The organism is Methanolobus mangrovi, from assembly GCF_031312535.1.
Lineage (GTDB): Archaea > Halobacteriota > Methanosarcinia > Methanosarcinales > Methanosarcinaceae > Methanolobus > Methanolobus mangrovi.
On sequence record NZ_CP133594.1, the window covers coordinates 864686 to 886279 of the forward strand.

The 21594-nt window shown below is 40.7% G+C and carries 24 protein-coding genes; 8 read left to right on the plus strand and 16 right to left on the minus strand.

The features are described from left to right. Window positions 1-84 precede the first annotated feature (84 nt). The 3 genes from RE476_RS04210 to RE476_RS04220 all read right to left on the minus strand — a co-directional run bounded on the left by RE476_RS04210 (window position 85) and on the right by RE476_RS04220 (window position 1955). Window positions 85-870: a helix-turn-helix transcriptional regulator gene (locus tag RE476_RS04210; protein WP_309309157.1), complete on the minus strand. Its 786-nt coding sequence runs from the start codon at window positions 868-870 to the stop codon at window positions 85-87. 368 nt (window positions 871-1238) lie between these two features. Then, window positions 1239-1415 (minus strand): PLDc N-terminal domain-containing protein, encoded by a 177-nt coding sequence (locus RE476_RS04215; protein ID WP_309309158.1) that lies wholly within the window; start codon window positions 1413-1415, stop codon window positions 1239-1241. Window positions 1416-1538: 123 nt separating this feature from the next. Continuing rightward, window positions 1539-1955, minus strand: coding sequence for a CRISPR-associated protein Cas1 (locus RE476_RS04220; protein ID WP_309309159.1), 417 nt, complete (start codon window positions 1953-1955; stop codon window positions 1539-1541). 116 nt (window positions 1956-2071) lie between these two features. Here RE476_RS04220 and RE476_RS04225 point away from each other — a divergent pair, with 116 nt between their 5' ends. Then, a complete protein-coding gene (locus tag RE476_RS04225; protein WP_309309160.1) occupies window positions 2072-2863 on the plus strand; it encodes an META domain-containing protein in 792 nt (263 codons plus the stop codon). 73 nt (window positions 2864-2936) lie between these two features. Here RE476_RS04225 and RE476_RS04230 read toward each other — a convergent pair whose 3' ends face one another. Genes RE476_RS04230 through RE476_RS04250 form a run of 5 tightly spaced genes read right to left on the minus strand, consistent with a single transcriptional unit; the run spans window position 2937 to window position 7985 of the window. After that, window positions 2937-3650 carry an MIP/aquaporin family protein gene (locus RE476_RS04230; RefSeq protein WP_309309161.1) on the minus strand — a complete coding sequence of 238 codons (714 nt, stop codon included), beginning with the start codon at window positions 3648-3650 and terminating at the stop codon, window positions 2937-2939. 9 nt (window positions 3651-3659) lie between these two features. After that, window positions 3660-4805, minus strand: a complete 1146-nt coding sequence (locus tag RE476_RS04235) for a phenylacetate--CoA ligase family protein (protein WP_309309162.1) — start codon at window positions 4803-4805, stop codon at window positions 3660-3662. 58 nt (window positions 4806-4863) lie between these two features. Continuing rightward, the gene (locus tag RE476_RS04240; RefSeq protein ID WP_309309163.1) at window positions 4864-6315 is read right to left on the minus strand and encodes a radical SAM protein; all 1452 of its coding nucleotides are present in this window, start codon (window positions 6313-6315) and stop codon (window positions 4864-4866) included. A gap of 51 nt (window positions 6316-6366) precedes the next feature. Beyond that, a complete protein-coding gene (locus tag RE476_RS04245) occupies window positions 6367-6825 on the minus strand; it encodes a DUF7479 domain-containing protein (RefSeq protein WP_309309164.1) in 459 nt (152 codons plus the stop codon). Between the two features lie 47 nt (window positions 6826-6872). Further along, window positions 6873-7985 (minus strand): uroporphyrinogen decarboxylase family protein, encoded by a 1113-nt coding sequence (locus RE476_RS04250; RefSeq protein WP_309309165.1) that lies wholly within the window; start codon window positions 7983-7985, stop codon window positions 6873-6875. A 232-nt stretch (window positions 7986-8217) separates the two neighbouring features. Here RE476_RS04250 and RE476_RS04255 point away from each other — a divergent pair, with 232 nt between their 5' ends. Next, a complete protein-coding gene (locus RE476_RS04255) occupies window positions 8218-8349 on the plus strand; it encodes a hypothetical protein (protein WP_309309166.1) in 132 nt (43 codons plus the stop codon). A gap of 96 nt (window positions 8350-8445) precedes the next feature. On the opposite strand, the gene RE476_RS04260 is transcribed toward RE476_RS04255, so the two are convergent. Together RE476_RS04260 and fen are read right to left on the minus strand one after the other, a co-directional pair. After that, window positions 8446-9228, minus strand: coding sequence for a helix-turn-helix transcriptional regulator (locus RE476_RS04260; protein WP_309309167.1), 783 nt, complete (start codon window positions 9226-9228; stop codon window positions 8446-8448). A 580-nt stretch (window positions 9229-9808) separates the two neighbouring features. Beyond that, window positions 9809-10834 (minus strand): flap endonuclease-1, encoded by a 1026-nt coding sequence (fen, locus tag RE476_RS04265; protein WP_309309168.1) that lies wholly within the window; start codon window positions 10832-10834, stop codon window positions 9809-9811. A gap of 115 nt (window positions 10835-10949) precedes the next feature. On the opposite strand from fen, the gene RE476_RS04270 reads away from it, so the two are divergent. Together RE476_RS04270 and ppsA are read left to right on the plus strand one after the other, a co-directional pair. Continuing rightward, complete coding sequence (locus RE476_RS04270) at window positions 10950-11237, plus strand: ferredoxin (RefSeq protein ID WP_309309169.1); 288 nt, start codon at window positions 10950-10952, stop codon at window positions 11235-11237. A 46-nt stretch (window positions 11238-11283) separates the two neighbouring features. Further along, the gene (gene ppsA / locus RE476_RS04275; protein ID WP_309309170.1) at window positions 11284-13695 is read left to right on the plus strand and encodes a phosphoenolpyruvate synthase; all 2412 of its coding nucleotides are present in this window, start codon (window positions 11284-11286) and stop codon (window positions 13693-13695) included. Between the two features lie 64 nt (window positions 13696-13759). Here the strand turns inward: ppsA and RE476_RS04280 are convergent, their stop codons facing one another. Beyond that, window positions 13760-14674 (minus strand): DUF5996 family protein, encoded by a 915-nt coding sequence (locus tag RE476_RS04280; RefSeq protein WP_309309171.1) that lies wholly within the window; start codon window positions 14672-14674, stop codon window positions 13760-13762. Between the two features lie 233 nt (window positions 14675-14907). Here RE476_RS04280 and RE476_RS04285 point away from each other — a divergent pair, with 233 nt between their 5' ends. Further along, window positions 14908-15342, plus strand: a complete 435-nt coding sequence (locus RE476_RS04285) for an ester cyclase (RefSeq protein ID WP_309309172.1) — start codon at window positions 14908-14910, stop codon at window positions 15340-15342. Window positions 15343-15801: 459 nt separating this feature from the next. Here RE476_RS04285 and RE476_RS04290 read toward each other — a convergent pair whose 3' ends face one another. Continuing rightward, window positions 15802-16068, minus strand: coding sequence for a carboxymuconolactone decarboxylase family protein (locus RE476_RS04290; RefSeq protein WP_309309173.1), 267 nt, complete (start codon window positions 16066-16068; stop codon window positions 15802-15804). Window positions 16069-16623: 555 nt separating this feature from the next. Between RE476_RS04290 and RE476_RS04295 the strand changes: the two genes are divergently transcribed. Further along, window positions 16624-17973, plus strand: a complete 1350-nt coding sequence (locus RE476_RS04295) for a serine hydrolase domain-containing protein (RefSeq protein ID WP_309309553.1) — start codon at window positions 16624-16626, stop codon at window positions 17971-17973. Between the two features lie 576 nt (window positions 17974-18549). Here RE476_RS04295 and RE476_RS04300 read toward each other — a convergent pair. Further along, on the minus strand, window positions 18550-18855 hold the full coding sequence (locus RE476_RS04300; RefSeq protein WP_309309174.1) for a hypothetical protein: 306 nt from the start codon (window positions 18853-18855) through the stop codon (window positions 18550-18552). Between the two features lie 83 nt (window positions 18856-18938). Between RE476_RS04300 and RE476_RS04305 the strand changes: the two genes are divergently transcribed. Both RE476_RS04305 and RE476_RS04310 read left to right on the plus strand, forming a co-directional pair. Further along, a complete protein-coding gene (locus RE476_RS04305) occupies window positions 18939-19232 on the plus strand; it encodes a hypothetical protein (protein WP_309309175.1) in 294 nt (97 codons plus the stop codon). A 237-nt stretch (window positions 19233-19469) separates the two neighbouring features. Beyond that, on the plus strand, window positions 19470-19751 hold the full coding sequence (locus RE476_RS04310) for a DUF3303 domain-containing protein (protein ID WP_309309176.1): 282 nt from the start codon (window positions 19470-19472) through the stop codon (window positions 19749-19751). 143 nt (window positions 19752-19894) lie between these two features. On the opposite strand, the gene RE476_RS04315 is transcribed toward RE476_RS04310, so the two are convergent. The 3 genes from RE476_RS04315 to RE476_RS04325 form a co-directional block, all read right to left on the minus strand. Then, window positions 19895-20122, minus strand: a complete 228-nt coding sequence (locus tag RE476_RS04315) for a hypothetical protein (RefSeq protein ID WP_309309177.1) — start codon at window positions 20120-20122, stop codon at window positions 19895-19897. Between the two features lie 100 nt (window positions 20123-20222). Beyond that, window positions 20223-20927 carry an LrgB family protein gene (locus RE476_RS04320; protein WP_309309178.1) on the minus strand — a complete coding sequence of 235 codons (705 nt, stop codon included), beginning with the start codon at window positions 20925-20927 and terminating at the stop codon, window positions 20223-20225. Then, window positions 20920-21276, minus strand: a complete 357-nt coding sequence (locus RE476_RS04325) for a CidA/LrgA family protein (protein WP_309309179.1) — start codon at window positions 21274-21276, stop codon at window positions 20920-20922. The genes RE476_RS04320 and RE476_RS04325 overlap by 8 nt, the downstream gene beginning before the upstream one ends. Window positions 21277-21594: the final 318 nt, after the last annotated feature.

Consider the following 21594-nt stretch of genomic DNA (forward strand, 5'->3'; position numbering starts at 1 on the left):
GTAATAGGTAACGCCAAAAAACCGAACTTTCAATTTTAATTGGCGATGTTTAATTAACCAATAAAGGAAAAAAGTGTATACTGACTAAATCTCAGTTACCAGAATAGAATCTTTTAGGTAATAGTCGAATAATTCTTTTGCCCATTGAATTGCATTTGAATTAGAACATAAAATATGTTTATAGTCAAAGTGACCTTCTTCTTTAAGTGGGCTTAAACTAAGATTGTAGTCATTGTATGCAAAAGCTAGAAAATCTATTTTTTTAGTATAGATATAGAAATGGGTTAACTCACTATTGAATATCTTTACAAAATCGTCATAATGCTGAGTTCGTAGTTTGTTGAATAGATCTGTTGTTACAATTGAATATATATTTACATTATGTGAAAGAAGATCAGAAAATAAGTCTACAAAATGAGGATAGAAAGAGGTAGCAACTCCATGCAAAGATTTGGATTTTTTTGAGTTCTCATGGAAATTTTCATGAATTTCGCATATTTCATGTAGTGAAGGCGCCAGTATTTTACATTTTCCAATTTCATCTATTCTTTTTAACAAATGAGGAGGGATAAAACTAAGATTATGAGTTCCCCAGTAATCAATATCATTATCAAAAAGCTCAATATTATTCAATAAAGGGACCATCTCATCAGCTATCAGTTTTCCAATAGTTGTTAGTTCATAGTTATCATTATAGTGAAACACAAGATAATGTTCTTCTAAGATCTTAATCTGAGGAAGTAATGCTTGTCTGGTTGTTTCCAGTGACTTGAGAAGAGCATCCATTTCTTTTGGACCATTCTGTAACAATAGTAGTACATTCTTTCTCTTATCTGAAGCAAATATAATATCAAGTAATCGTTTTTTCACTTAAACCACATCCCATTAGCAAATATTGCTCTGTTGTGGTTGATACATATTTATTTTATTTAAATAGGCTTGTTAATAACAATTATACTATATATATATTCAATAATTTTTTAACCATCAATTATTTTACTTCTTCTCTCTCACATCCTCAGTCTTCCCTAACATGAGTATTTAGAGTAATAGCTTATCAGCTTCAGCATTCTTCTTCATGTAAAGGAGAGTTCCTTTTAAGAAACCCATTTCTTTCCATTCTAAAAGTAATTTTCATACAATGAAAATATAAACTTCTAAAAATAAGCATAAAAATACAAACATTGTGTCAGTGAATATTAAAAAAAGAAAGTAAAAAGTAACTACTTTTTAAACACTTATTTATTCTTCCCTAGGAAGTAATATGCAATTGCTCCAAGAATACCAAATATTAATGCTGCAAGTATCCAAACCACTTTCATTATATTAGTTAGACCTTTGTTCTGAGTTGCTACATCATATATAACCCATATGACAGAAATTAATACAATAAGACCCCATATTGTTTCTAACATTTCACATCACCTCAATAGCTATTTATAAATTAATATAATTAGGTTGCATTTGTATATATATCTTACTTAATTTAAATAATCAGATTATTTTACAACCATTGATTTCCTTTTAAGGCATTGTTCTCAACCCCCTTCCCAAACATCCAATCTTTCTCTAACATGAGTATTCAGGCTAAACGGTTTATCCCCTTTAGCATTCTTTTTCATATAATGCAGTGTCCCCTTAGAAAATTCCATTTCCTTCCATTCAGAATAAGAAATGCTCAATATCTTCTTCCTGATCTCATCAGTATCCTGTCTTTCAGTCATGTAAGAATGAGTAATAAAATCAATTTTCCTCTTTTTACCGTTCAGAAATTGAGCCAACTCCCTTGTTTTAAACAAAGGAACATAGCTCCATATCATTGATTTATCCTGATAGGTTACTTTTTTATTCATCCAAGTCTGGAACTTCTCTGAAAGCTTCTTAGCTCTTGATGGCTTCACCCTCAATGAATAGCTCTCTGTTCTGATGAAGTCCTTGTTGTCCACAACTTCCATTTAAAACAGGCTAATGGCATCGTTTTCAAAAGAAAATAAAGACTGCAAGTCAGTTCGAAGCTTAAGAAGGGGCTAAATAACAACAATTCATAGTGGAATACAAGGAGCAAAAACCTATGCGAAATACGAGAAAAATACTTACTTTACTTTTCATATGCTTTTTAGCCACAGCCACTCTTTTAGTATCCGGCTGTACTGAAACTGTTGATGATTCGGAAGATGTGAACAACGAAGAAATGGGAACTGAAACCATTTCCATAAATGATGTAGCTGATATTGAATGGCAATGGTCAGGACTTATTGAAACGGAACCTGCCAGCCAATCCGTAGTTCCTGATCCTGAATACTACACAATTGTCTTTAACTCGGATAATACATACTCAATTAAAGCAGACTGCAACGTTGGAAGTGGAGCCTACACACTGGAAGGTAGTGATCTTACACTATTACCAGGACCAATGACACTTGTATACTGTGGTACCGATTCGCTGGATACTCAATATCTTTCCTTATTGAGCAATGTAACAACTGTATCAATTGACAATGGCAAGCTTGTTCTCGGTATAGGGGAGAATGGTGACAGAATGCTTTTTGTTAAAGAGGGAACATCCCCAGAAAGCAACGAAGAATCCGAACCTCTTAGCAGCTTCAATGGAACCATATCTTCACTCGAAGATGGGGCTTCTTATCCAATGCTCCTGCTTGAAAGTGAGGAAATAAGCAACTCAGGATATACAGAAGGAATTAAATTTGTGATATCTGAAGAAACAGTCATAGTGGATCCAAATGGAGGTCTTTTTGATTCAGAGAATCTAAAAGAAGGAATGAATGTCAGGGTTTTCTTTGGTCCGGCATTGACCAGAAGCATTCCACCTATTGGGCAGGCCGAATTAATTCAACTTAAGTAAAATTACTTTTTTCTTTTTTTATTTTTACCAGGCATCTATCATATGATTGTTGAAAATATTATTTGGACAAAGATCATACTCCTTGTCTTATAGTATCTTCATTCTCCTCAAGAACACTCTCATGGATGAACACATTATCATACAGCAATGCTGCAACAATGCCACCAATTATCGGACCGATCCAGTAGACCAGGTGGTCTGTCCAGTAACCTGCGATAAGAGCCGGACCAAAAGACCTTGCAGGATTCATTGATGCACCTGTGACCGGACCACCAAAAAGAATGGCCAGAAGAACAAATGCACCAATGGCAAAACCTGCCATGCCCGGCGGGGACCTGGTATCAACTGCAACACCGAATATTGTGAAAACGAGCAAAAAAGTGAGGATTGCTTCAATGAGTATACCAGTCTCAGGTCCGACATTAGCTCCAAGACTTGTTGCTCCGAGATTCACACTGCTCACTGCAGAAGGGAATATCTCCATAAGCATTATACTGGCTGCACAGGCTCCTGACATCTGGGATATAATGTAGACAAGACAATCCCTTAATCCTATATTCCGGGTTGCTGCCATTGCTATGGTGACAGCAGGATTAATATGGGCACCTGAGATGTGTCCAATGGCATATATCATCACCATGACTGTAAGACCGGTGACAGCAGCCATGCCGGTCAGACCCAGATAACCGTGTGACAGATGGTCAATTGCATTCGAACCTGCAGCTATGAACACTAGAACAAAAGTCCCTACAAATTCAGCTACATATTTGTGAAACGGACTTGTCATGTTTCAACCTTAGTTACCGGTCCACCTTTCGATGTCACTGATCCTCTGGTCCACACATGCACCACAGCTACATGGCTCATCGATAATTGAAGTTATATCCCTTGTCCTGTAACGGATAAGAGGCATACATTTTCTTCTCAGGGTTGTGACAACAAGTTCACCTTTCTCACCCGCTGGCAGGATTTTTCCGGTTTTCGGGTCTATGACCTCCACAAGGAAATCAGGATTGTTCAGGTGGAATCCATCCTGATGCTCGCATTCTATGGCATTGGCAAGGCCCAGCTCTGTCATTCCCCATTGCCTGAGGGTCTTGCATCCCCATACGCTTTCTATTTCTTCTCTCATTGTTTCGGTCAATGGTTCGGATGAACAGATTATCCTCTTGATTCCCAGCTCGCCGGGTTTTATAAGCTCACGGGCCTGCTTTGAGAGTTCATAAAGGAAAGATGAAGTTCCTATAATGAAAGTCGTACCGGATTCTCTCATGGTATTTATCTGATCATGCGCATCAAGAGAATCATTGATAACAGAATTGAATCCTGAAAGGGCACATGCTTTGCTCAGGACAAGGCCGGGGTCCCATGTTGCTGTTATTGTCGGATACATTATCTGCAATGTATCGTTCCTTGAATCCATTCCGGCCATCTTCAGGCCTGATATAACAGAATCCACGATCTCAAGTAATTCATCCTGGGTGTATGCCATCCTTTTCAGCATATTAGTAGTGCCTGAGCTTGTAAACTCACGGGCAATATTCTTTCTTGAAACGCAAAGGAAATGATAGGGCTTGTTTGCAAGTTCTTCCTGCTCTGTGAGGGGAAGCATCTCGAGGTCCTCATAGCTTCTTATCATTGAGGGATCGATTCCCGTATTTTCATACAGGTCCTTGTAGTAAGGGCTGTTTTCCAATACGTATGACAGTAGTTCCCTGAATTTAATAAGCTTGTACTGTTTGATATCTTCCCTGTCGGGTTCCTTCTGACCGAACAGTGCTTTCAGTTCCTTACTGTTTTTGATATCATTTTTGATCTTGACCAGACCCCACTGCTCAAGTGGATTCCCGTTCTGAAGGTATATCTTTCTGGATTCGAGCTTTCTTTTTGCCACATTCATACGAATAGATGTGTTGATCCTTGAAGGAAGACTCACGTTCATGCCTCCGTCTTTTCTGTTATTCAGTTAATGAGATTTAAAAAAATAAATGATAGTTTGTTCAGGCAGCGTTTCGGTACAGGAAATTCCCGTTGCAATCGGTCATATTGTAATTACAGAATGGAATGAACCTGCCATCCTGAGTTACTACGTGGATGCAACAATTTTCAACACGGTCCTGTTCATATGACCAGACATCCTGAAATGCCATGGTTGAGATAGTGAGATAAGTATTCTTGCTCATTTCAATGAAATCCGCCCATCCTCCACCCAGCTTGGAGCCTGAATTCTTAGGAAGAATGTCCACAAGTGGCTTTTCACAGCATGAGCCCTTCACTGTAATGTCACTGAGAGATTTTTCACAACATGAGCTCTTGATAAGAAGATCTCCGCAGGAAGAAGTGGATTTCTCATCTTTTTCCAGACCTTTCCAACGGCCCATTATTGATTTTTTAGTCTTGCTTGCTACATCAAAAGCAGATTTTGCAGCTCCCAGTGAAATATTCGTCAATGGCAGGAATCCATCGCCTTCGACCAATGTGAGACATGTGGCTCCGCAGTGAGCATGTGGCATGAGAGAAGGGGTGAAATTCTTAACCTTAAGTTGTCCGTCTGTCTGCTTCTCGATCTCCTGCAGGAGTTCCAGTATGGTTACCTTGTCTGTCGTATCCGATGGTGATCTTCCTGAGTGGAACACTGGCTGGAAGTGTACGCCTCTGACAGCCGGAACTTTGCTGGCTGCAAACTTTATAATCTTGCCAACTTCATGCAGGTTGTAACCATTTGCCACCAATGGAACAAGAACTACTCCTATTCCAGCCTTTTCACATCTGTTGATGACTTCGGTTTTGACGTCCAGCATTTTTCTTCCCGTTCTCTGCATGTAAACGTCATCAGATACACCATCAAATCCAAGGTAAATTGCATCAACACCTGCAGCTGCTATTCTATTAAAATAATCCTGATCCTTTGATATTCTGATACCATTGGTGTTTAATTCGATATGGGTAATCCCTATTTCCTTCCCCATTCTGATGATTTCCGGAAGGTCGTCCCTCAGAGTTGGTTCACCGCCGGATATCTGGATGCATGTGGGATCGTTCTGGCATTTCTTGACCGTCTCGAACATCTTCCTTATTGTATCCATATCCGGGTCAAGGCTGGCATCCATAGATGAATTGGCAAAACAATAAGTACAGGCCATATTGCATCTGTCTGTAACTTCGACAATTGCAAGACAGGTATCCTGTTTATGAGAGGGACACAGGCCACAGTCAAAGGGACAGCCTCTTTCTACATCTGTCAGCGGTGCCCTGGCTTTTGCCCTGTCAACATCGAAACATTCTTCCATTTGCCGATAATGGTTCACGTCCTCAGAAACAAGGGTTATAAAATTGCCGTGATCAGCACAGTTCTTCATGATGTATACTTTTCCATCTTCAACATACTTGATGCCTTCAATCTTAGCAAGGCATTCCGGACACAGACTATGGACTGTTCCTATTTGTTCCATAATATCCCTCTCAAAAGTTTGTTTTTTAATTCTCGGAGATTTGAGAGCTGGTTAAGCTCTCTTTTCTTCCAGAATTGATTCTGCAGTCTTCAGGGTCTTTGCGACACCATCGGAAACATAGAATTCATCACATTTTGGACATACAAGGCCTGGTCCCGGTCTTGTAACACCCATATATGTCATGTCTACATTTCTTTCCAGTGCGATCTCGCCACATTTTGCACATGTCCAGTCGCTTGCATCGTCATAGTCGACATCATTGAGCTCTCCGCCGGTGAGACCGAGAATACTCATTTTGTGAGCATACACATCAAGCAGTTCGGAAGGTGAATAAACTGCATACATGGTCAGGTTGTCTGAAACACCTTTTGCAATTGAAACATCTCCATCCCGTGCTTTCAGTTTTACACCACTGGATTCTGCGTTGTCGATCAGTTCCTGGATCTCTTCCTTCTTGAAACCGTTGTCCTTCAGTGTGTTGTCAAGTTCTTCAGTTATTTTAATATCCATAATGAAACACTCCTTAATTTTTACTTATGTTGATGCGATCTCCATCCTTAGAACTTCTCATACTTTCCGTGGTCTTTTGCAGCCTTCACCAGTGCATGGACATTTACAGGTGGTGCGTTGGTCGGACATTCACATGCAGTTCCCAGAATGAATCCTCTTGGACTGTCCTTTCCGGCAAGTACCTGCTCTTTGGCCTGTTCATAGACCTGTGCAGGGGTTCCACGGTCGACCAGCTTTGTATCGACTGTACCGAAACAGGTACATCTGTCACCGAAGTGTTCTACCAGTTTGGAGGTAGGGAAGATGTTCTGTCCGTCATACCCGATCTGGACGATGGTGAAAGGACTCATTGGAGCGTTCTTCCACATCTGGAAATCATCGGTATGGTTTCCACAAAGGTGGTAGTATATACCTGGACCTGCTCCTGCATTCAGGACTTTCCTGACTGCACGGGAAACTGGCTGGAAACTGAACCTCTTGATCTGTTCGGTATCCATGAGATCACCACTGGCGATAACTGAACCAGTGATCATTACATTTGCACCGTATCTTTCAGCTGTGGCTTTACATGCATTTACCATGTGGTCACCGGCCTTTACACAGAGTTTGTCAACAAGTTCAGGTTCTGTGATCATCCACATGAATACATCTTCAATAGCAGCCCAGTTGGTTGCTACTTCCATTGTACCGCCTAACTGAGTGATAGGGGCAAACATGTGAGGAAATTCTTCTTTACATGTGTCAAGTGCTTTGTAGTGGGTCGTAAGTGTTGGACCTTTGGCCAGGTCTTCGGTTTCAAGTACCTCGAAGTTGTCTACATCTTCAGCAGTCTTGATAGGACGCTTTGTAATACCGGGTGGAGAATTGGTCTGGATCTTTATTTCAGCCCCATAGTCCTGACCCCAATAATCAGCGTATAAGTAATGGCCAACAGGAGTGACATCATAAAGTTCACAGGCGTGGCATACCATTCTTATTGCTTCATCAGGGTTCTGATAAAAGTATCCTGCATTTTTCCTAAACAAGCTTGCAGCATGGGACAGAATAATCGGGTCTACAATAACTCTTTCTGATGGTTTGTCAACCCAAGGTGTTGTCCACAAACTTCCTGCATCTTCGAGCCAATTTTGATCTATTGGTGCATAATCTTTTGCTGGCATGATTTGATCACCCATTTTCTTATTTGGTTGCCAGGAATGGGAAATTTTTCAATATTTCCGTTCCTGTTATCTAATTCATATTAATATTTTACAGATCAACAGAACAAATTCTGCTTAAACGAATTCGTTATTGTTGACCATAACAAAATAGCTGAGTAGAATTATATATAATAACTTCAGGTAATTAATCGATAGAGATATTATTGTCAATCAGGTATTCTTTGTTCAAATAATGATTAAAACAAATGTTGTACTCCAGATTGATGACGTGCAGGAAAACTTCAACATGGAAAAAAAGAAGACCGTTGATAATATCAAAAGCATGAATATAATCAGGGATAGATTAGAGCAGAAAAAGGAATGAATAAAAATAATAAGAGGTCAAAAATGGCCAATATTAGTAAATACCAATTAAATGCAAATTTAACCTGAAAAGCTCAATAAAGTCTTTTTACAAACTCTACTTCACTTTTTCTGATTTTTCCTTGTAATGTAAAAAGAGGTCTTTACCCCACTGACGTGCACTTTCTTCAAAACTGAGAACTTTTTTGTGATCAAATATCCCTTCTTTGTTGAAAAAAGCTATTAACATCATATCATCTGTGATAGAAAGAGCACCCAATTTCAATGTGTCATTATTACATATGTATAAATGTGCATTTTCTGATTCCATCATTGCATTATACTGGTCAGTATACTCATCCTTCAACCTATCATATACAGGTTGGGTCAGGAGCAGATGAAAGTTTACATTTTTATTTGATAGTTCTGCATAATTGTAGGGACATGTCGGACAGAAATATGAATAAAAAGTGTATACGTTTGTTGTTTGATGAAGACTTTTAAGCAATTGGCTTGGTGGTTCAAAAAGATGATTCAAATCAGGCTCATGAACTAAAATCTCTCCAAGCTCACCAATCCTGTCAAGCAAGTATTCAGGAATGCAACCCAGGTTCCTGCTATCCCAGTAACCTTTATTTTCCTGTACCACATCCAGTGCTTCTACAAGTGGCTTTATTTTTTTCATTATGATCTTGCCAATATGGGTCAATCTGTACCCGTCTTCTTTTTGCTCAATCAACCCCTGCTCAAGAAGTATTTTTACCTGAGCCATGATAGCACTGGTAGTTCCGGTGAGAGAATCTTTGATCTCATCAACTGTGGCTGGTCCGTCCATTAACATAAGTAGAGCACTTTTTCTCTTTTCAGACAGAAATACTGTGCTTATTAATTCAGCCTTCATTGCAATTTCCCTTCTATAGTTAATATGATTTGATAGTATAAAATTTTGTGCATGTTTCGATTTAAATCGTGTTTTTTACAAAAGCACGTAGATAGTTATCCGATATCTACTTCATTTTTATCAACATGTTTACTTCATGTGCAAACTCTATGATTTCCGTATGTTTAAGCTCCCTTCCAGAAATTCAGCTGTATTGTATGCAGACTAAACAATGTTGTTTGAGATGAATTCACTCTTACGATCATGTTCATTTTCGCATAAAATGATACTTTTAGGAGTCTTTTAGTATTTATTTGATGTGTTAACACCGTGAACATCAAATTTCCAAAGTAGCTTTCAAGGAGTAATTTCATCCCACTTCAATACGAAGCTTTACTCTGGAGTTTATAGCATTTACTCTCTGACACAACTATAATCCTATTTTTTTCAGTATGCATATATATTTCTATTAAATGATAAAAAAAGATGATAACGATATGAATGCAACTTCGAAACTTATAAATATAGGAAACATAAATGATTCATCTTAAAAATATTTCATTTAAAATTGATTCTCCTTAACATATGTTTGAATTCCACCTCACCAGTCTCCAAGACAGGACTGACATTCTTCGATCGTCCTGTTCTCGAGAAGTTCAGTATTCTTCAATACCTGTTTTTCAGAAAAATCCCGCTCGCCAACAAGAAAATCAAACAGTGCGTCTGATTTCGGTTTTTTCCATTTAATGCTATAATCCGTAGTTACAGGTGGATTCAAAAAGAATTCCCTGATCTCTTCCACTGAAGTACAGGCACGGATATCCTTATTTTCTTTACTGATAACAGTGCTGATATCTTTGTGTTTACGAATGAGTTTTAGTGCGGTTTTTGCACCCACACGATGAATTCCTTCATTAAAATCTGTGCCAGTGCAGATGGCAATATCAATAAGCTGTTCACGAGTGATGCTTAGCTGCTCAAGAGAATCTGTAAGGGAGATATGTTCCGGCGTTTTTACAACATACTCCTTCTTTCCCGGGACCTTTCTTTTTCCAGTGCTTCCCAGATTACGGATGACATTCTCGGCTCCGAAAAGGAAAACATCGTAGTCCTGTGAACCCACGAGATCGGCATGCCCACGGGAAACCATGAATGCCGCCTGGGCTTCAGCTTCGGATTCTGCCTGCAGCCATGGGATACCCATGAGATCAAGGAGCTTTTTTGATTCTTCTAGTATCTGCGGGGTTATTCTGGAAGTACCCTGGGCATATTTTTTCATGTCCTCAAGATTGCCTTCATCCTTTGCAATCTCATAATTAAGCGCTGCATTCTCTTTGCACTCCTTGCGTTTTTCCAGTGTTTCTTTCTTCATCTCAGGAGGTTTGCCATCAAAGATGAAGACTGGTTTGATGTTTGAATCCCTCAGTTTACTGGTCCTTGAAAACAGACCGGTGAGGTGGGATGTTGGATTTCCGGAGGAATCTGTAAGAAGTGAACCATCCCTCTGGCGAATGGCACTAAGGAACTGGTAAATTGTATTGTATGCATCAATTGCTATCACTTTTCCTGAAAGTTCCTCGTAAGTGATGGGGGTTTTTGTGAGTAAGGTTCCTATTTGTGTGCCCATGATGATTTTCCTTTTTTAGTATCCTTTGATCCATTGGTATTTTGTTTCCAATGGTCATTCTGGTTTATAGTGGTATTCCAAAATACACGATTATTTTATCTTACTTTCAAGACTAATGTCTTATGTACTATGGAACTCAAATAATTATTATTCGTTCAAAGGGGGAGTAAATATCGCAGACAAAAATAGCAAAGTATCGGAGAATGTCCCGGGTCCATATTATGTCGATGAAAGTTGTATCTCATGTCAAATATGTACAGATGAAGCTCCGGACCACTTTAAAATGGCTGATAACAATTCAACTTCTTATGTTTTCAAACAGCCGGAAAATGATGAGGAAAAAAAGCTTTGTGAAAAAACTTTGAGTATTTGTCCGGTTGATGCTATCGGAAACGATGGTTAAAACCGATATTGAATTACGTAAATTAAATTACAAATGGAGTGGGACCATGACAGGAAATGCCAAGTACGTTCGCTGGTTTGAGGAAATAACTATAGATGACGTGCCTTCGGTGGGAGGTAAGAATGCATCCCTTGGAGAAATGTACAGAGAACTGACAGATAAGGAGATCAAGATACCGAATGGTTTTGCGATAACTGCAGATGCCTACTGGCATGTACTGAAGTCTGCTGGCGTGGTGGAAGAACTCAAAGCAACGCTTGAAGAAATGGACATCAATGATATCACCGATCTTGCAAAGAGAGGCAAGAAAGCAAGAAATATCGTACTTGATGCAGGCATCCCTGATGACCTCTGGGCAGAGGTTAAAGAAGCTTATGACAAACTTTGCGAGCAGTATGGAGAGGATACAGATGTGGCAGTTCGCAGTTCAGCAACTGCTGAGGACCTGCCGAATGCCTCTTTTGCAGGTCAGCAGGAGACATACCTGAACGTACACGGGTATCACTCATTAAAAGATGCCTGTAACAGGTGTTTTGCATCACTTTTTACAGACAGGGCTATCTCATACAGGGTGAACAACGGATTCGATCATTTCGCAGTCGGCCTTTCCATAGGCGTAATGAAGATGGTGCGCTCGGATCTTGCAGCTAGCGGCGTGATATTTACCATTGACACTGAATCAGGTTTTGAGAACGTCGTCTTCATAACCGGAGCTTACGGTCTTGGAGAGAATGTAGTGCAGGGACTTGTCAATCCCGATGAGTTCTATGTGTTCAAACCTACTTTAAAAGAAGGTTACAGGCCTATTATCAAGAAAAAGAGAGGCAGTAAAGAGATCAAGATGATCTACGGCCGTGGTGATTCCCGTGTACTGACCCGTAATGTGGATGTGCCGGAGACTGACAGGAAGCGTTATTGTATTGCGGATGATGAGGCTCTGACGCTGGCAAAGTTCGCAGTGACCATCGAGGACCACTATTCCAAAAAGAGGGGGAAGCATGTACCCATGGATGTGGAGTGGGCCAAGGATGGCGAAACCGGCGAGCTGTTCATAGTACAGGCAAGACCGGAAACCGTGCAATCACTGAAGAGGAAGGATGTGCTTGAAACCTATTACCTTGATGAGAGTGCAGATGTCATTGTAACGGGAAGAAGTGTAGGTTCGAAGATAGCTGCCGGTAAAGTTCATGTGATTCCTGATGTGTCTATGATCTCTGATTTCAAAGCAGGGGAGATACTGGTGGCTGATACTACAACACCGGACTGGGAACCTGTGATGAAGCAGGCTGCTGCTATCATAACCAATAAAGGTGGAAGAACCTGTCATGCAGCCATTGTCAGCCGTGAACTTGGCATCCCGGCCGTTGTAGGCGCAGAGGATGCAACGGAAAAACTGAGAGATGAAATGGATGTCACGGTGAATTGTGCAGAAGGGGATGCAGGTAAAGTCCATGAAGGAATCCTTCCGTTCCACATTGAAACGGTTGACCTGAAAGGGCTGGAGAAGACAAAGACGGAGATCATGATGAATCTGGGCAATCCAGAGGAGGCTTTTGCAATGTCAATGATACCAAATGACGGTATAGGACTTGCAAGACTTGAGTTCATCATTACCAGTTATATCAAAGTGCATCCCATGGCACTTGTGCATCCTGAAAAGGTAGAGGATCCGGAAGTGCTGGAAGAGATTGACAAACTCACAGGCAGGTACGAGAACAAGGCGGACTTTTTCGTGGAGAAGCTGGCTCATGGTGTTGCAACGATCACTGCTTCCTTCCACCCGAAGCCGGTGGTAGTGCGTATGAGCGATTTCAAGTCCAATGAGTATGCAAGCCTTATGGGCGGCGAGTACTTCGAATTCGAGGAGAACAACCCCATGCTTGGTTTCAGGGGTGCCTCACGTTACTATGACGAGCGTTACAGGGAAGGCTTCGCCCTTGAGTGTAAAGCCATGAAAAAAGTGAGAGATGAAATGGGACTGACGAATCTCATTCTTATGATCCCATTCTGCCGCCGAGTAGAAGAAGCCAAAAAAGTCCTCGAGGAAATGAACAGGAACGGCCTGGTCAGAGGAGAGAACGGCCTTCAGGTCTACATGATGACCGAGATACCAAGCAACGTCCTGCTGATAGACGAATTCAGCCAGTACTTCGACGGTTTCTCCATCGGTTCCAACGACCTCACACAACTGACACTGGGCGTAGACAGGGATTCCGAAATCCTCGCCTCCTCCTTCGACGAACGTGATGAGGCCGTGAAGAAAATTGTCTCAATGGCAATACAGGGAGCAAAGAGAAACAACAAACACAGCGGCCTCTGCGGTCAGGCTCCCAGCGATTATCCCGACTTCGCAGAGTTTCTGGTGAAGGAAGGGATTGATTCTATCTCGCTGAATCCTGATTCTGTGATGAAGATCGCGTTGAGAGTTGTCGAGGTTGAGAAGGGTATGGAGAAGTAAAGAGAGGAAAATAGACTTTTCCTTCTTTCCTATCTACCAGAACACGTAGTTCAAATCCCTCCCATCATATTGAATATTCAAAAGCTTTTACATCCCACTTTCCTCTTTTGGCACCGGCCTGATAGACACTATCCATGAAATCCAATATTGCCTTTTTTGGGTCAGATAATCCTCGCACATCATCATACATCAAAAGAGCCATGCCACCTCCTTCAGGCGACCAAAATGCTTTCTCCGGGCTCAAAGGTTCATCGGTAAGTCCTTCTGGTTCGGGGTATACGGAAGCATAGAATGCCGGTTCTCTGATATTCTCATCCCCTGGCCAAAAACCAAAGGCTATTAATTCATGCGAATAGGCTTCGCTATTCACTGGACCGGCTCCTTCCCATAAAGGCGCAGGTCTTCCAGAATAAAATATTAATGACAGATCCCTATGATGCCAGAAAAATTGAACTGGTGAACATTTTCCCAGAAATGTTCCTCTATAGGTCTGGAAGATCGAACTTACCTGTACAAGAATACGCCAATATGTATTCACATATTTTTCATCGTATGACGCATGTTGATCATCTGTTTCGAATGGTTCTGTACTAAAAGGTGTATCATAAGGAACTGCCCAGATATTCACAGTTATACCGAGTTCTGAAAGAGCTGAAAATAGTTCTTTGTAGAACTGGGATACAGAGAGCCCCTTTAAGGCTATTACCTTTTCAGAGTTTTTGCTTGTACTGATAACCAGCACATGATCAATGAGATCAAATTCCATCTCGAATATCATATCTTCGTAGGGAATGGGGCCTGTAGTGAGCCCTCTTGTCGATACATAGGACGTAATGTGCCACCAATGATTCCTTTTAGGAAATAGTTTGAGGCGGATCTTCCCGATTATTTGCAAAAATAGATGAAGTGTGTTCAGTGTATCTTCCCATTGTTCAATAGGAAGAGATGGAAATTGTTCTTCTTGATATGTGTTGTTCATAATTATTACTCCCACAGAAATCGTTAAAGATGAATTCTTTAATACTCTCAATAAAAGTATGAGAACAATGATATAAAAGTGATAGGACAAAATAATATTTCAACAGAGCCAAACGAGTATATAATAAAAAAACCAATTAGTAGTGGGGAGCTTAGTTGTATTTTTCTACCAATGCAGAAGTTTTGTTTTAACAGAGAGCTACCGAACTGTAAAGAACAATTAAGGGGAGTAAAATGACTGTTGAAGAAAATCTGGAATTGATGATAACATTGGACGATGCCTGGAATGCACAGGATTGGGAAACATTCAACAAACGCCATACTGAAGATACAGCAGTTTATTGGCCAGGACAAACTGATCCAACAAGGGGAAGAAAAGCGCATAACGAAGAAGCCATAGAGTTCTATAAGACCTTCCCGGACAATCATGTTGAGAATAGACCGTATAAAGTACTTTTTGGGCAGGGAGACTGGACATGTTCAGTGGCCGTACTTTCCGGTACTATGAAAGGTCCGATGAAAACTCCTGAAGGAGAGGAAATTCCACCTACAAATAGGAAATTCAAAGTGGACTTTTGTACCGTGGCTCATTGGAAAGACGGACAGATCGTTGAAGAGAAACTTTTCTATGACCTTGTAAGTGTAATGAGACAAATTGGTCTGATGTAACCCATATTTTTCACAAAAATACAAACAATATGGACTGGGATTAAAATATCATGGAAATTTATTCCTGGTCTATTAGCTTTGATTGTTTTAGCCTAAGATGCTATTAATGGTTGGCCGATAATGAAAGAATTTATTAACTCAACTTTAACTTAGGCTACAAATTATCTTCCTCATGTTCCTAACCTTAAAATTCAAATTCCCTTCCTTCTCTTTTTCTTCAAATAAACCAAATACTCCTATACTTGATCCCTATTTGTTTTTCTCTTTCAGGAATCAGCTTCAAAATAATTGTTGCAACTCAGGATTTTTGTATGTAAAATTGGCCTATGAAAAAGAATAATACAAAATTGTGCGTAAGCATTTTGTTTTTGCATACAAAGTCACATCAAAAAAATATCTGTCTGCTAACATTCTAGTTTATTCTAAAAAAAGAATTTATGTAAAATCGTTTCTTTCAATTTATGCCTTTTTTGTCAAATATTCGCCAACTTGTTGAAGTTCTTTGGCAAACGTCTCATAATCGTAATGTTGGGCATGGATCATGGCACTCCATCTTGAAGTGAAACTGGCCATAAATGCAGTTTCAGCAAATTCCTCTTCACTGGCCCCCATCATATGAGCCACATTTTTATGGAATAATTCGCAATAAGGGCATTTTAGATTGGCTGCAACAGCCAGTGACATAAGTTTATCGTATTTAGATTGCGAAACTATGTTTAGTAACAATCTAAACCAGCGTACAAAAATAGGAGCTAACTATATCCAGGCACATTGTTTTTTGGACATAGTTACAAGAAAAAAAGAACTTTTTAGATAAGAAGGAATAGATTTTACATCCCAGAGCTTTGCTTCGATCAATAAATACGTTATAAACAGTTTTTTATATGAATATCTTTTGTTTTTAATATGGGGAAAGTGGATATGTTAGGTTTCTTTTGGTATGAATATCAAGATTTCAGATAATTTTACTGTTGATTTTGTAGAAACAGCCAATTAAATGTGAGTTTTAACAAAACTGTTGTTTAATTGGGTTTTTTTCTTGTTCCCTATTTCTCCTGGCTATATGCTCCAACTCTGTGAGCAACGGTGGTGGAAATAATGATGAACATAAAAAGTTCGGAACTTATTGGGTTACTGGTAATTATGGCAATTCTGTTCGCAGCCATCGGTTGCGTTGAGACTCCTGAATCTACCACATATTGGCCCACTGAGGGCTGGCATAACAATACTCCTGAGGAACACGGATTCGACTCAGCTAAACTGGCGGAAGCGCTGCTGACCATGAGGGAGCAAAACATCAACATCCACAGTTTACTAATCATCCGAGATGGTGAGGTTTTGCTAGACGCATATTTCTACCCCTATGACGGCACGACCGTCCATGACCAGGCATCGGTGACAAAAAGCGTCATGACCACCTTGATAGCCATCGCCGACGAAGAGGGGAAGCTGCAACTCGATCAGCCCATGCTCGCGTACTTCCCGGAGCGAACCATCCAAAACGTTGATGCCCGCAAAGAAAAAATCACTGTGCGCCATCTGGCAAGCATGTCAGCTGGGCTGGAGTGTACAAGCGAACGCGATGAAGAGACCCTTAATGAGATGATGGCAAGTCCGGACTGGATACAGTTCACACTGGACCGCCAGGTGATCTGGGAACCTGGCACCCATTTTGTTTACTGCAGCCCGGGGATGCACCTGCTTTCTGCTATCCTGCAAAATGCGACCGGCATGGCGGGTCTTGAATACGCTCGTCTGAATCTTTTTGAACCTCTGGGCATCCGCGATGTCATCTGGTATACTGACCCTCAGGGTTACAACATGGGATCAGCGGATCTCTACCTGCACCCGCATGATATGGCTAAGATCGGTTATCTGTGGCTCAACAAAGGTCAGTGGGATGGTAAGCAGATAGTCTCCCGTGAATGGGCGGAGGACTCGGTCAAGGTGCAGATGGTTACAGGAGGTGACGATGATTATGGCTATGGCTGGTGGGTGCCAAAGGACGAACCTGTGGCATATAGCGCCATTGGAAGAGGAGGGCAGCGAATACTAGTTGTGCCGGACTGGGACCTTATAGTGGTGACAACGGGCGGAGGTTTTGATTTTGACGAAATTGAGCCTTTGCTCATCCCTACCATTGTGGACCTGGATCATGAGCTTCCTGCTAATCCAGCCGGAATGGTCCAGCTTGAAGCAGCCCTTGATACCATTGCACAGCCCCCCGCACCCTTGCCGGTGACACCACTGCCCGAAATGGCAAGGGAGATCTCCAGCAAGAATTTTACTTTTGACCCTAATCCTTTGGGAGTGGAGAAGATACGTCTCGAGTTCAATGATTCGGATGAAGCGATAACGTATCTTATGTTTACTGAAGAGGAACAGATGCTGCTTTGGCCCGTCGGTATGGATGGTGTGTATCGCCTGTCCCCGGGAGATAATGGTTTTCCGCTTGGTCTGAGAGGTTACTGGGCAGATGAACAGACCTTCGTACTGGAATACGACGAAATCGCAAACAATGGTAACATCATTCTGCGGATGAGCTTTGAGGGGGATCGAGTGGTAATGGAAGGACAGGAGGCTGCTCATGAACTTAGCTTGAATTTCGAAGGCGTGCAGGAAAAACCATAATGCTGTATGCTTTCCACTATTATACCCTGAAACTTTAATCTCAATATCCGAAAATTCGATGCAGAACGCATGGAATAATTTGAATTGGTTCGATGATCAATATATGTTGACTCATCGAAATCACTTCTAATGTTTTATAGCACTTATTTCTTTTTTCTCTTTTTTAGTTGAACACAATACTTCCATCATTCAACAACACCCTTCCCACAACTTCAACCTCACCCTAAAATGAGCATTTAAGCTAATGGTTTTTCATCTTCAGCACTCTTTTTCATATCAAGAAACATGACCTTGGGTTTTGAGTCCTTCTCCTCAAATAATTCATAATAATATGACCGCCAGTTGCTTATATTAGTAGTTACATAGTATAAATTGGTCATAAGGGAGTAAGCTTGAAAATGGAGCAACGTTCAGAACGAAATTAGAAGCGTTCCGTAACAAACTTCATTTGCGCGTAATTCAAATGAAGCGAAATTCAGACCGGAGTAAAAGCCGGTTCCGAAATAACCTTCATCAACGCAGAGCTGAAATGAAGCGAAATTCAGGACGGGATAAAACCCGATCCCGTAATAACCTTCAATACCTTGTGACCACCTGATTAACTGTTTTAATTAAGCTCTTTAAATAATTTCTTTTTGAATACTTCATCTCCTGAAACCTGCTTTTAGAAAAACCTATAGTTAAGGCTTGTTTTTGTGACATACCGTATATCTTATCCATTATCTCTTGTTTGTTGATAAATTCTTGAGCCATGTTCAAATCAAGAGTCTGCTCGTTAATGTTATTGGCTTTTTTGCCAATATAGATAACACAATCTGCCTGAACATGTTTTCTTTCAAGTATTCTTGGTTCCCCATGAGAACCAAATAAAAACCCAAGCATCTTCTCCCAAATTCCAATCTTATGCAGATGAATTTTTATACTTAACCAACAGAATTCAATATATTATCAGGGAGGTTTTAGTGATGGTTACAAGACATATCAATAGAGTTGGGGTATTCTCACTCGGGAAGATCCTTGCAGCGGTTTATGGAATACTGGGGCTCATATTCGGGGCTCTGATAACTCTTATGTCCCTGGGGATGGGATCCATAATGGGAAGCCAGGGAGCATTTGCAGGTATCATGTTTGGAGCAGGAGCGATCATAGCATTACCCATCTTTTACGGAATCATGGGATTTATCGGCGGTGTGATCGTAGCTTTGATATTCAATGCTGCAACAGGAATAATAGGCGGTCTGGAAATAGACGTTGAATAAATTACAGGATTTAAACAATATCTTCTTTTTTTATTTTCCAGGTAACTGCTAACTGTTTATTCAATATGCTAAGCGCCTTTAGCGATGCTAAGTAGCAATGTTCCTTAATTTAGATTCAAAAGAGATATGGCTTTTGAAAACCAGTTTTGATATGTGTATAATTTTTGACCAGTTGTCACAAATTATTATTCGAATTTAAGTAAACAATATGAAAAAGGAACAGGGAGTGTTAAACAAATGTTGTTTATGGATATAGTCACGTGGGAACCAAAGGACACCGACGAAGTACTGAGCCGCTTTGAAAAATGGGAATACCCGCAAGGTATCGAGGTTATCAGCGAATGGGATGATCTGTCCTCATGCCGGCACATAGTAGTCTATGATGCAAAAAACTCTGAAGCCTATCTTGCTGCCACCTTCCCCTGGAGGGACATCTGCTATTTCGACAGTTTCCCGGTGATGGAATCAAACGCCTGTATAAAATGTCTGGCTGATACATGGAATCAAATGCCTGTGTAAAATACCTGCCTGATACATGAAATGAACTGTCAGCACTATTTTTACATTGAATAAATCCGTTGCTCAGCATTTAATCGGGCAATGGAGCTTTTTTTAATAACCAGATAAATCTGTTTTCTGAATAAAGATGCAAGATTATTGTATCAAGGCTCGATCCAGACCTCAAGGACCCTGTCCTTAATCTCATAATCCTTAACAGTAGTAATCTTCATATCTTTAGGATTCTCAACCCATCCCAGATCATAGTCTTTCTTGTCCCTTCCACCGCAGCAGACTTTCCTTGTGATGGTCAGATTCAGCTTGACACGGTCAATATCTTTCTCATTGATCTCATCTGCGATATCCTGATATCTTTTTTGTATAAGAATCATGAAAATTCCCCACTCATAGAATATAGCTGCGTTTATGGAGAAAATCATTTGTATTTATTGGAATAAAAGGATAATTAAAATTGGACTAAAAAAGAAAGAATCACATCAATAATTTAGCCAGTATTGGAGCAAGGAATACAGTTACCAGCCCGGCAATACCGATAGCCAGACCACTCATAGCTCCTTCAGTTTCCCCCAGCTCAACAGCCTTGGTCGTACCGAGAGCATGGGATGAAGTGCCAATGGCCACACCTACTGCAACCTTGTTGTCGATTTTGAACAGCTTGCAGACCATTGGACCGAGTAGAACACCAGCTATACCTGTAAAGACTATGGCTGCCACGGTAATCGATGGCAGACCTCCAAGCTGGTTCGATATCTCGATCCCGATGGGAGTTGTGACTGATTTAGGGATCATGGAGATGCTTATAAGTTCATCAAGTCCGAACATCTTGCACATTATAATTATGCTGGCAATACCTGCTGCAGAGCCAATACTGATACCGGCAAGAATGGGAACTACGTTCTCTTTCAGCAGGGTTATTTTCTTGTATAGGGGAACGGCCAGAATAACGGTAGCAGGACCCAGGAAGAATGATATGAACTGCCCGCCCCTGTTGTAGTCTTCAAAACTTATGTGAAAACTCAGAAGAAGAGCTATGATCATCAGCATGCTCAGTACAAGCGGATTCATGAGGGGCGAACCCGTCTTTTTGTAGAGAAGAGCACCTGCGTAGAATGTCAGCAGTGATATTCCGATACCGAAAACAGGAGACCCAACAAACTGGGAGATAAGTTCACTCAACTGACTGCCTCCTTTTCATCAGTATCTGGACCGTCATACCGGTCACCACTGCAATTATGAAGGTCGATACCACTGAAATGACCACAAGGGCAGTCCATTTTCCTTCAAGTATTGTAAAACACGTTATCAATCCCACTGCTGCCGGGATGAAGAAAAATGAGAGATGCTTGAGCAGAAAATTGCTTATATCCTCTATCATGGGCAGCTTGATGATGCCTGTCAGAAGAAAGATCAGTAATACCAGCATTCCCAGAACATTGCCGGGGATAGGCAGATGAAGATAATCATGGAGCAGGTCACCAATGATGCAGATGGCAAGAATGATTGCAAACTGGATGACATACCTCATTTGGGATCACTTTCGTTTTTGTGGATCAGGACCAAAGTCCTGAGTATAAGGCAAATGGGCAGCACCTTCAAAATAATAGCTTTGCACCAATGAGCGCGAATAACTACCTGACCGGAGTTAAATCTTTCTATCGCTGTTTCGATATCGAGTTACCAACACTTCCCAGAGCAGGTAATAAAGCAAGACAATTAGAGAGACATAATAAGCCACTGTAATTATCCTATGGGTTTCTCTGGGCTTCGTTATGAGGCTAAAATAAATTCGTAATAGTGGTTTGGCAAGCCAATTATTTTTCATTCATTATCCAGTTGCTGCTAT

Excerpts from the sequence above, each read along its gene's own strand:
- RE476_RS04310 (WP_309309176.1), top strand. The coding sequence starts at position 19,470 with ATGTTGTTTATGGATATAGTCACGTGGGAACCAAAGGACACCGACGAA.
- RE476_RS04325 (WP_309309179.1), bottom strand. The coding sequence starts at position 21,276 with ATGAGGTATGTCATCCAGTTTGCAATCATTCTTGCCATCTGCATCATT.
- RE476_RS04270 (WP_309309169.1), top strand. The coding sequence starts at position 10,950 with ATGTCTTATGTACTATGGAACTCAAATAATTATTATTCGTTCAAAGGG.
- RE476_RS04250 (WP_309309165.1), bottom strand. The coding sequence starts at position 7,985 with ATGCCAGCAAAAGATTATGCACCAATAGATCAAAATTGGCTCGAAGAT.
- RE476_RS04255 (WP_309309166.1), top strand. The coding sequence starts at position 8,218 with ATGATTAAAACAAATGTTGTACTCCAGATTGATGACGTGCAGGAAAAC.
- fen (WP_309309168.1), bottom strand. The coding sequence starts at position 10,834 with ATGGGCACACAAATAGGAACCTTACTCACAAAAACCCCCATCACTTAC.
- RE476_RS04315 (WP_309309177.1), bottom strand. The coding sequence starts at position 20,122 with ATGATTCTTATACAAAAAAGATATCAGGATATCGCAGATGAGATCAAT.
- RE476_RS04220 (WP_309309159.1), bottom strand. The coding sequence starts at position 1,955 with ATGGAAGTTGTGGACAACAAGGACTTCATCAGAACAGAGAGCTATTCA.
- RE476_RS04240 (WP_309309163.1), bottom strand. The coding sequence starts at position 6,315 with ATGGAACAAATAGGAACAGTCCATAGTCTGTGTCCGGAATGCCTTGCT.
- RE476_RS04280 (WP_309309171.1), bottom strand. The coding sequence starts at position 14,674 with ATGAACAACACATATCAAGAAGAACAATTTCCATCTCTTCCTATTGAA.
- RE476_RS04300 (WP_309309174.1), bottom strand. The coding sequence starts at position 18,855 with ATGCTTGGGTTTTTATTTGGTTCTCATGGGGAACCAAGAATACTTGAA.
- RE476_RS04285 (WP_309309172.1), top strand. The coding sequence starts at position 14,908 with ATGACTGTTGAAGAAAATCTGGAATTGATGATAACATTGGACGATGCC.
- RE476_RS04245 (WP_309309164.1), bottom strand. The coding sequence starts at position 6,825 with ATGGATATTAAAATAACTGAAGAACTTGACAACACACTGAAGGACAAC.
- RE476_RS04260 (WP_309309167.1), bottom strand. The coding sequence starts at position 9,228 with ATGAAGGCTGAATTAATAAGCACAGTATTTCTGTCTGAAAAGAGAAAA.
- ppsA (WP_309309170.1), top strand. The coding sequence starts at position 11,284 with ATGACAGGAAATGCCAAGTACGTTCGCTGGTTTGAGGAAATAACTATA.
- RE476_RS04305 (WP_309309175.1), top strand. The coding sequence starts at position 18,939 with ATGGTTACAAGACATATCAATAGAGTTGGGGTATTCTCACTCGGGAAG.
- RE476_RS04215 (WP_309309158.1), bottom strand. The coding sequence starts at position 1,415 with ATGTTAGAAACAATATGGGGTCTTATTGTATTAATTTCTGTCATATGG.
- RE476_RS04225 (WP_309309160.1), top strand. The coding sequence starts at position 2,072 with ATGCGAAATACGAGAAAAATACTTACTTTACTTTTCATATGCTTTTTA.
- RE476_RS04295 (WP_309309553.1), top strand. The coding sequence starts at position 16,624 with ATGAGGGAGCAAAACATCAACATCCACAGTTTACTAATCATCCGAGAT.
- RE476_RS04230 (WP_309309161.1), bottom strand. The coding sequence starts at position 3,650 with ATGACAAGTCCGTTTCACAAATATGTAGCTGAATTTGTAGGGACTTTT.
- RE476_RS04235 (WP_309309162.1), bottom strand. The coding sequence starts at position 4,805 with ATGAACGTGAGTCTTCCTTCAAGGATCAACACATCTATTCGTATGAAT.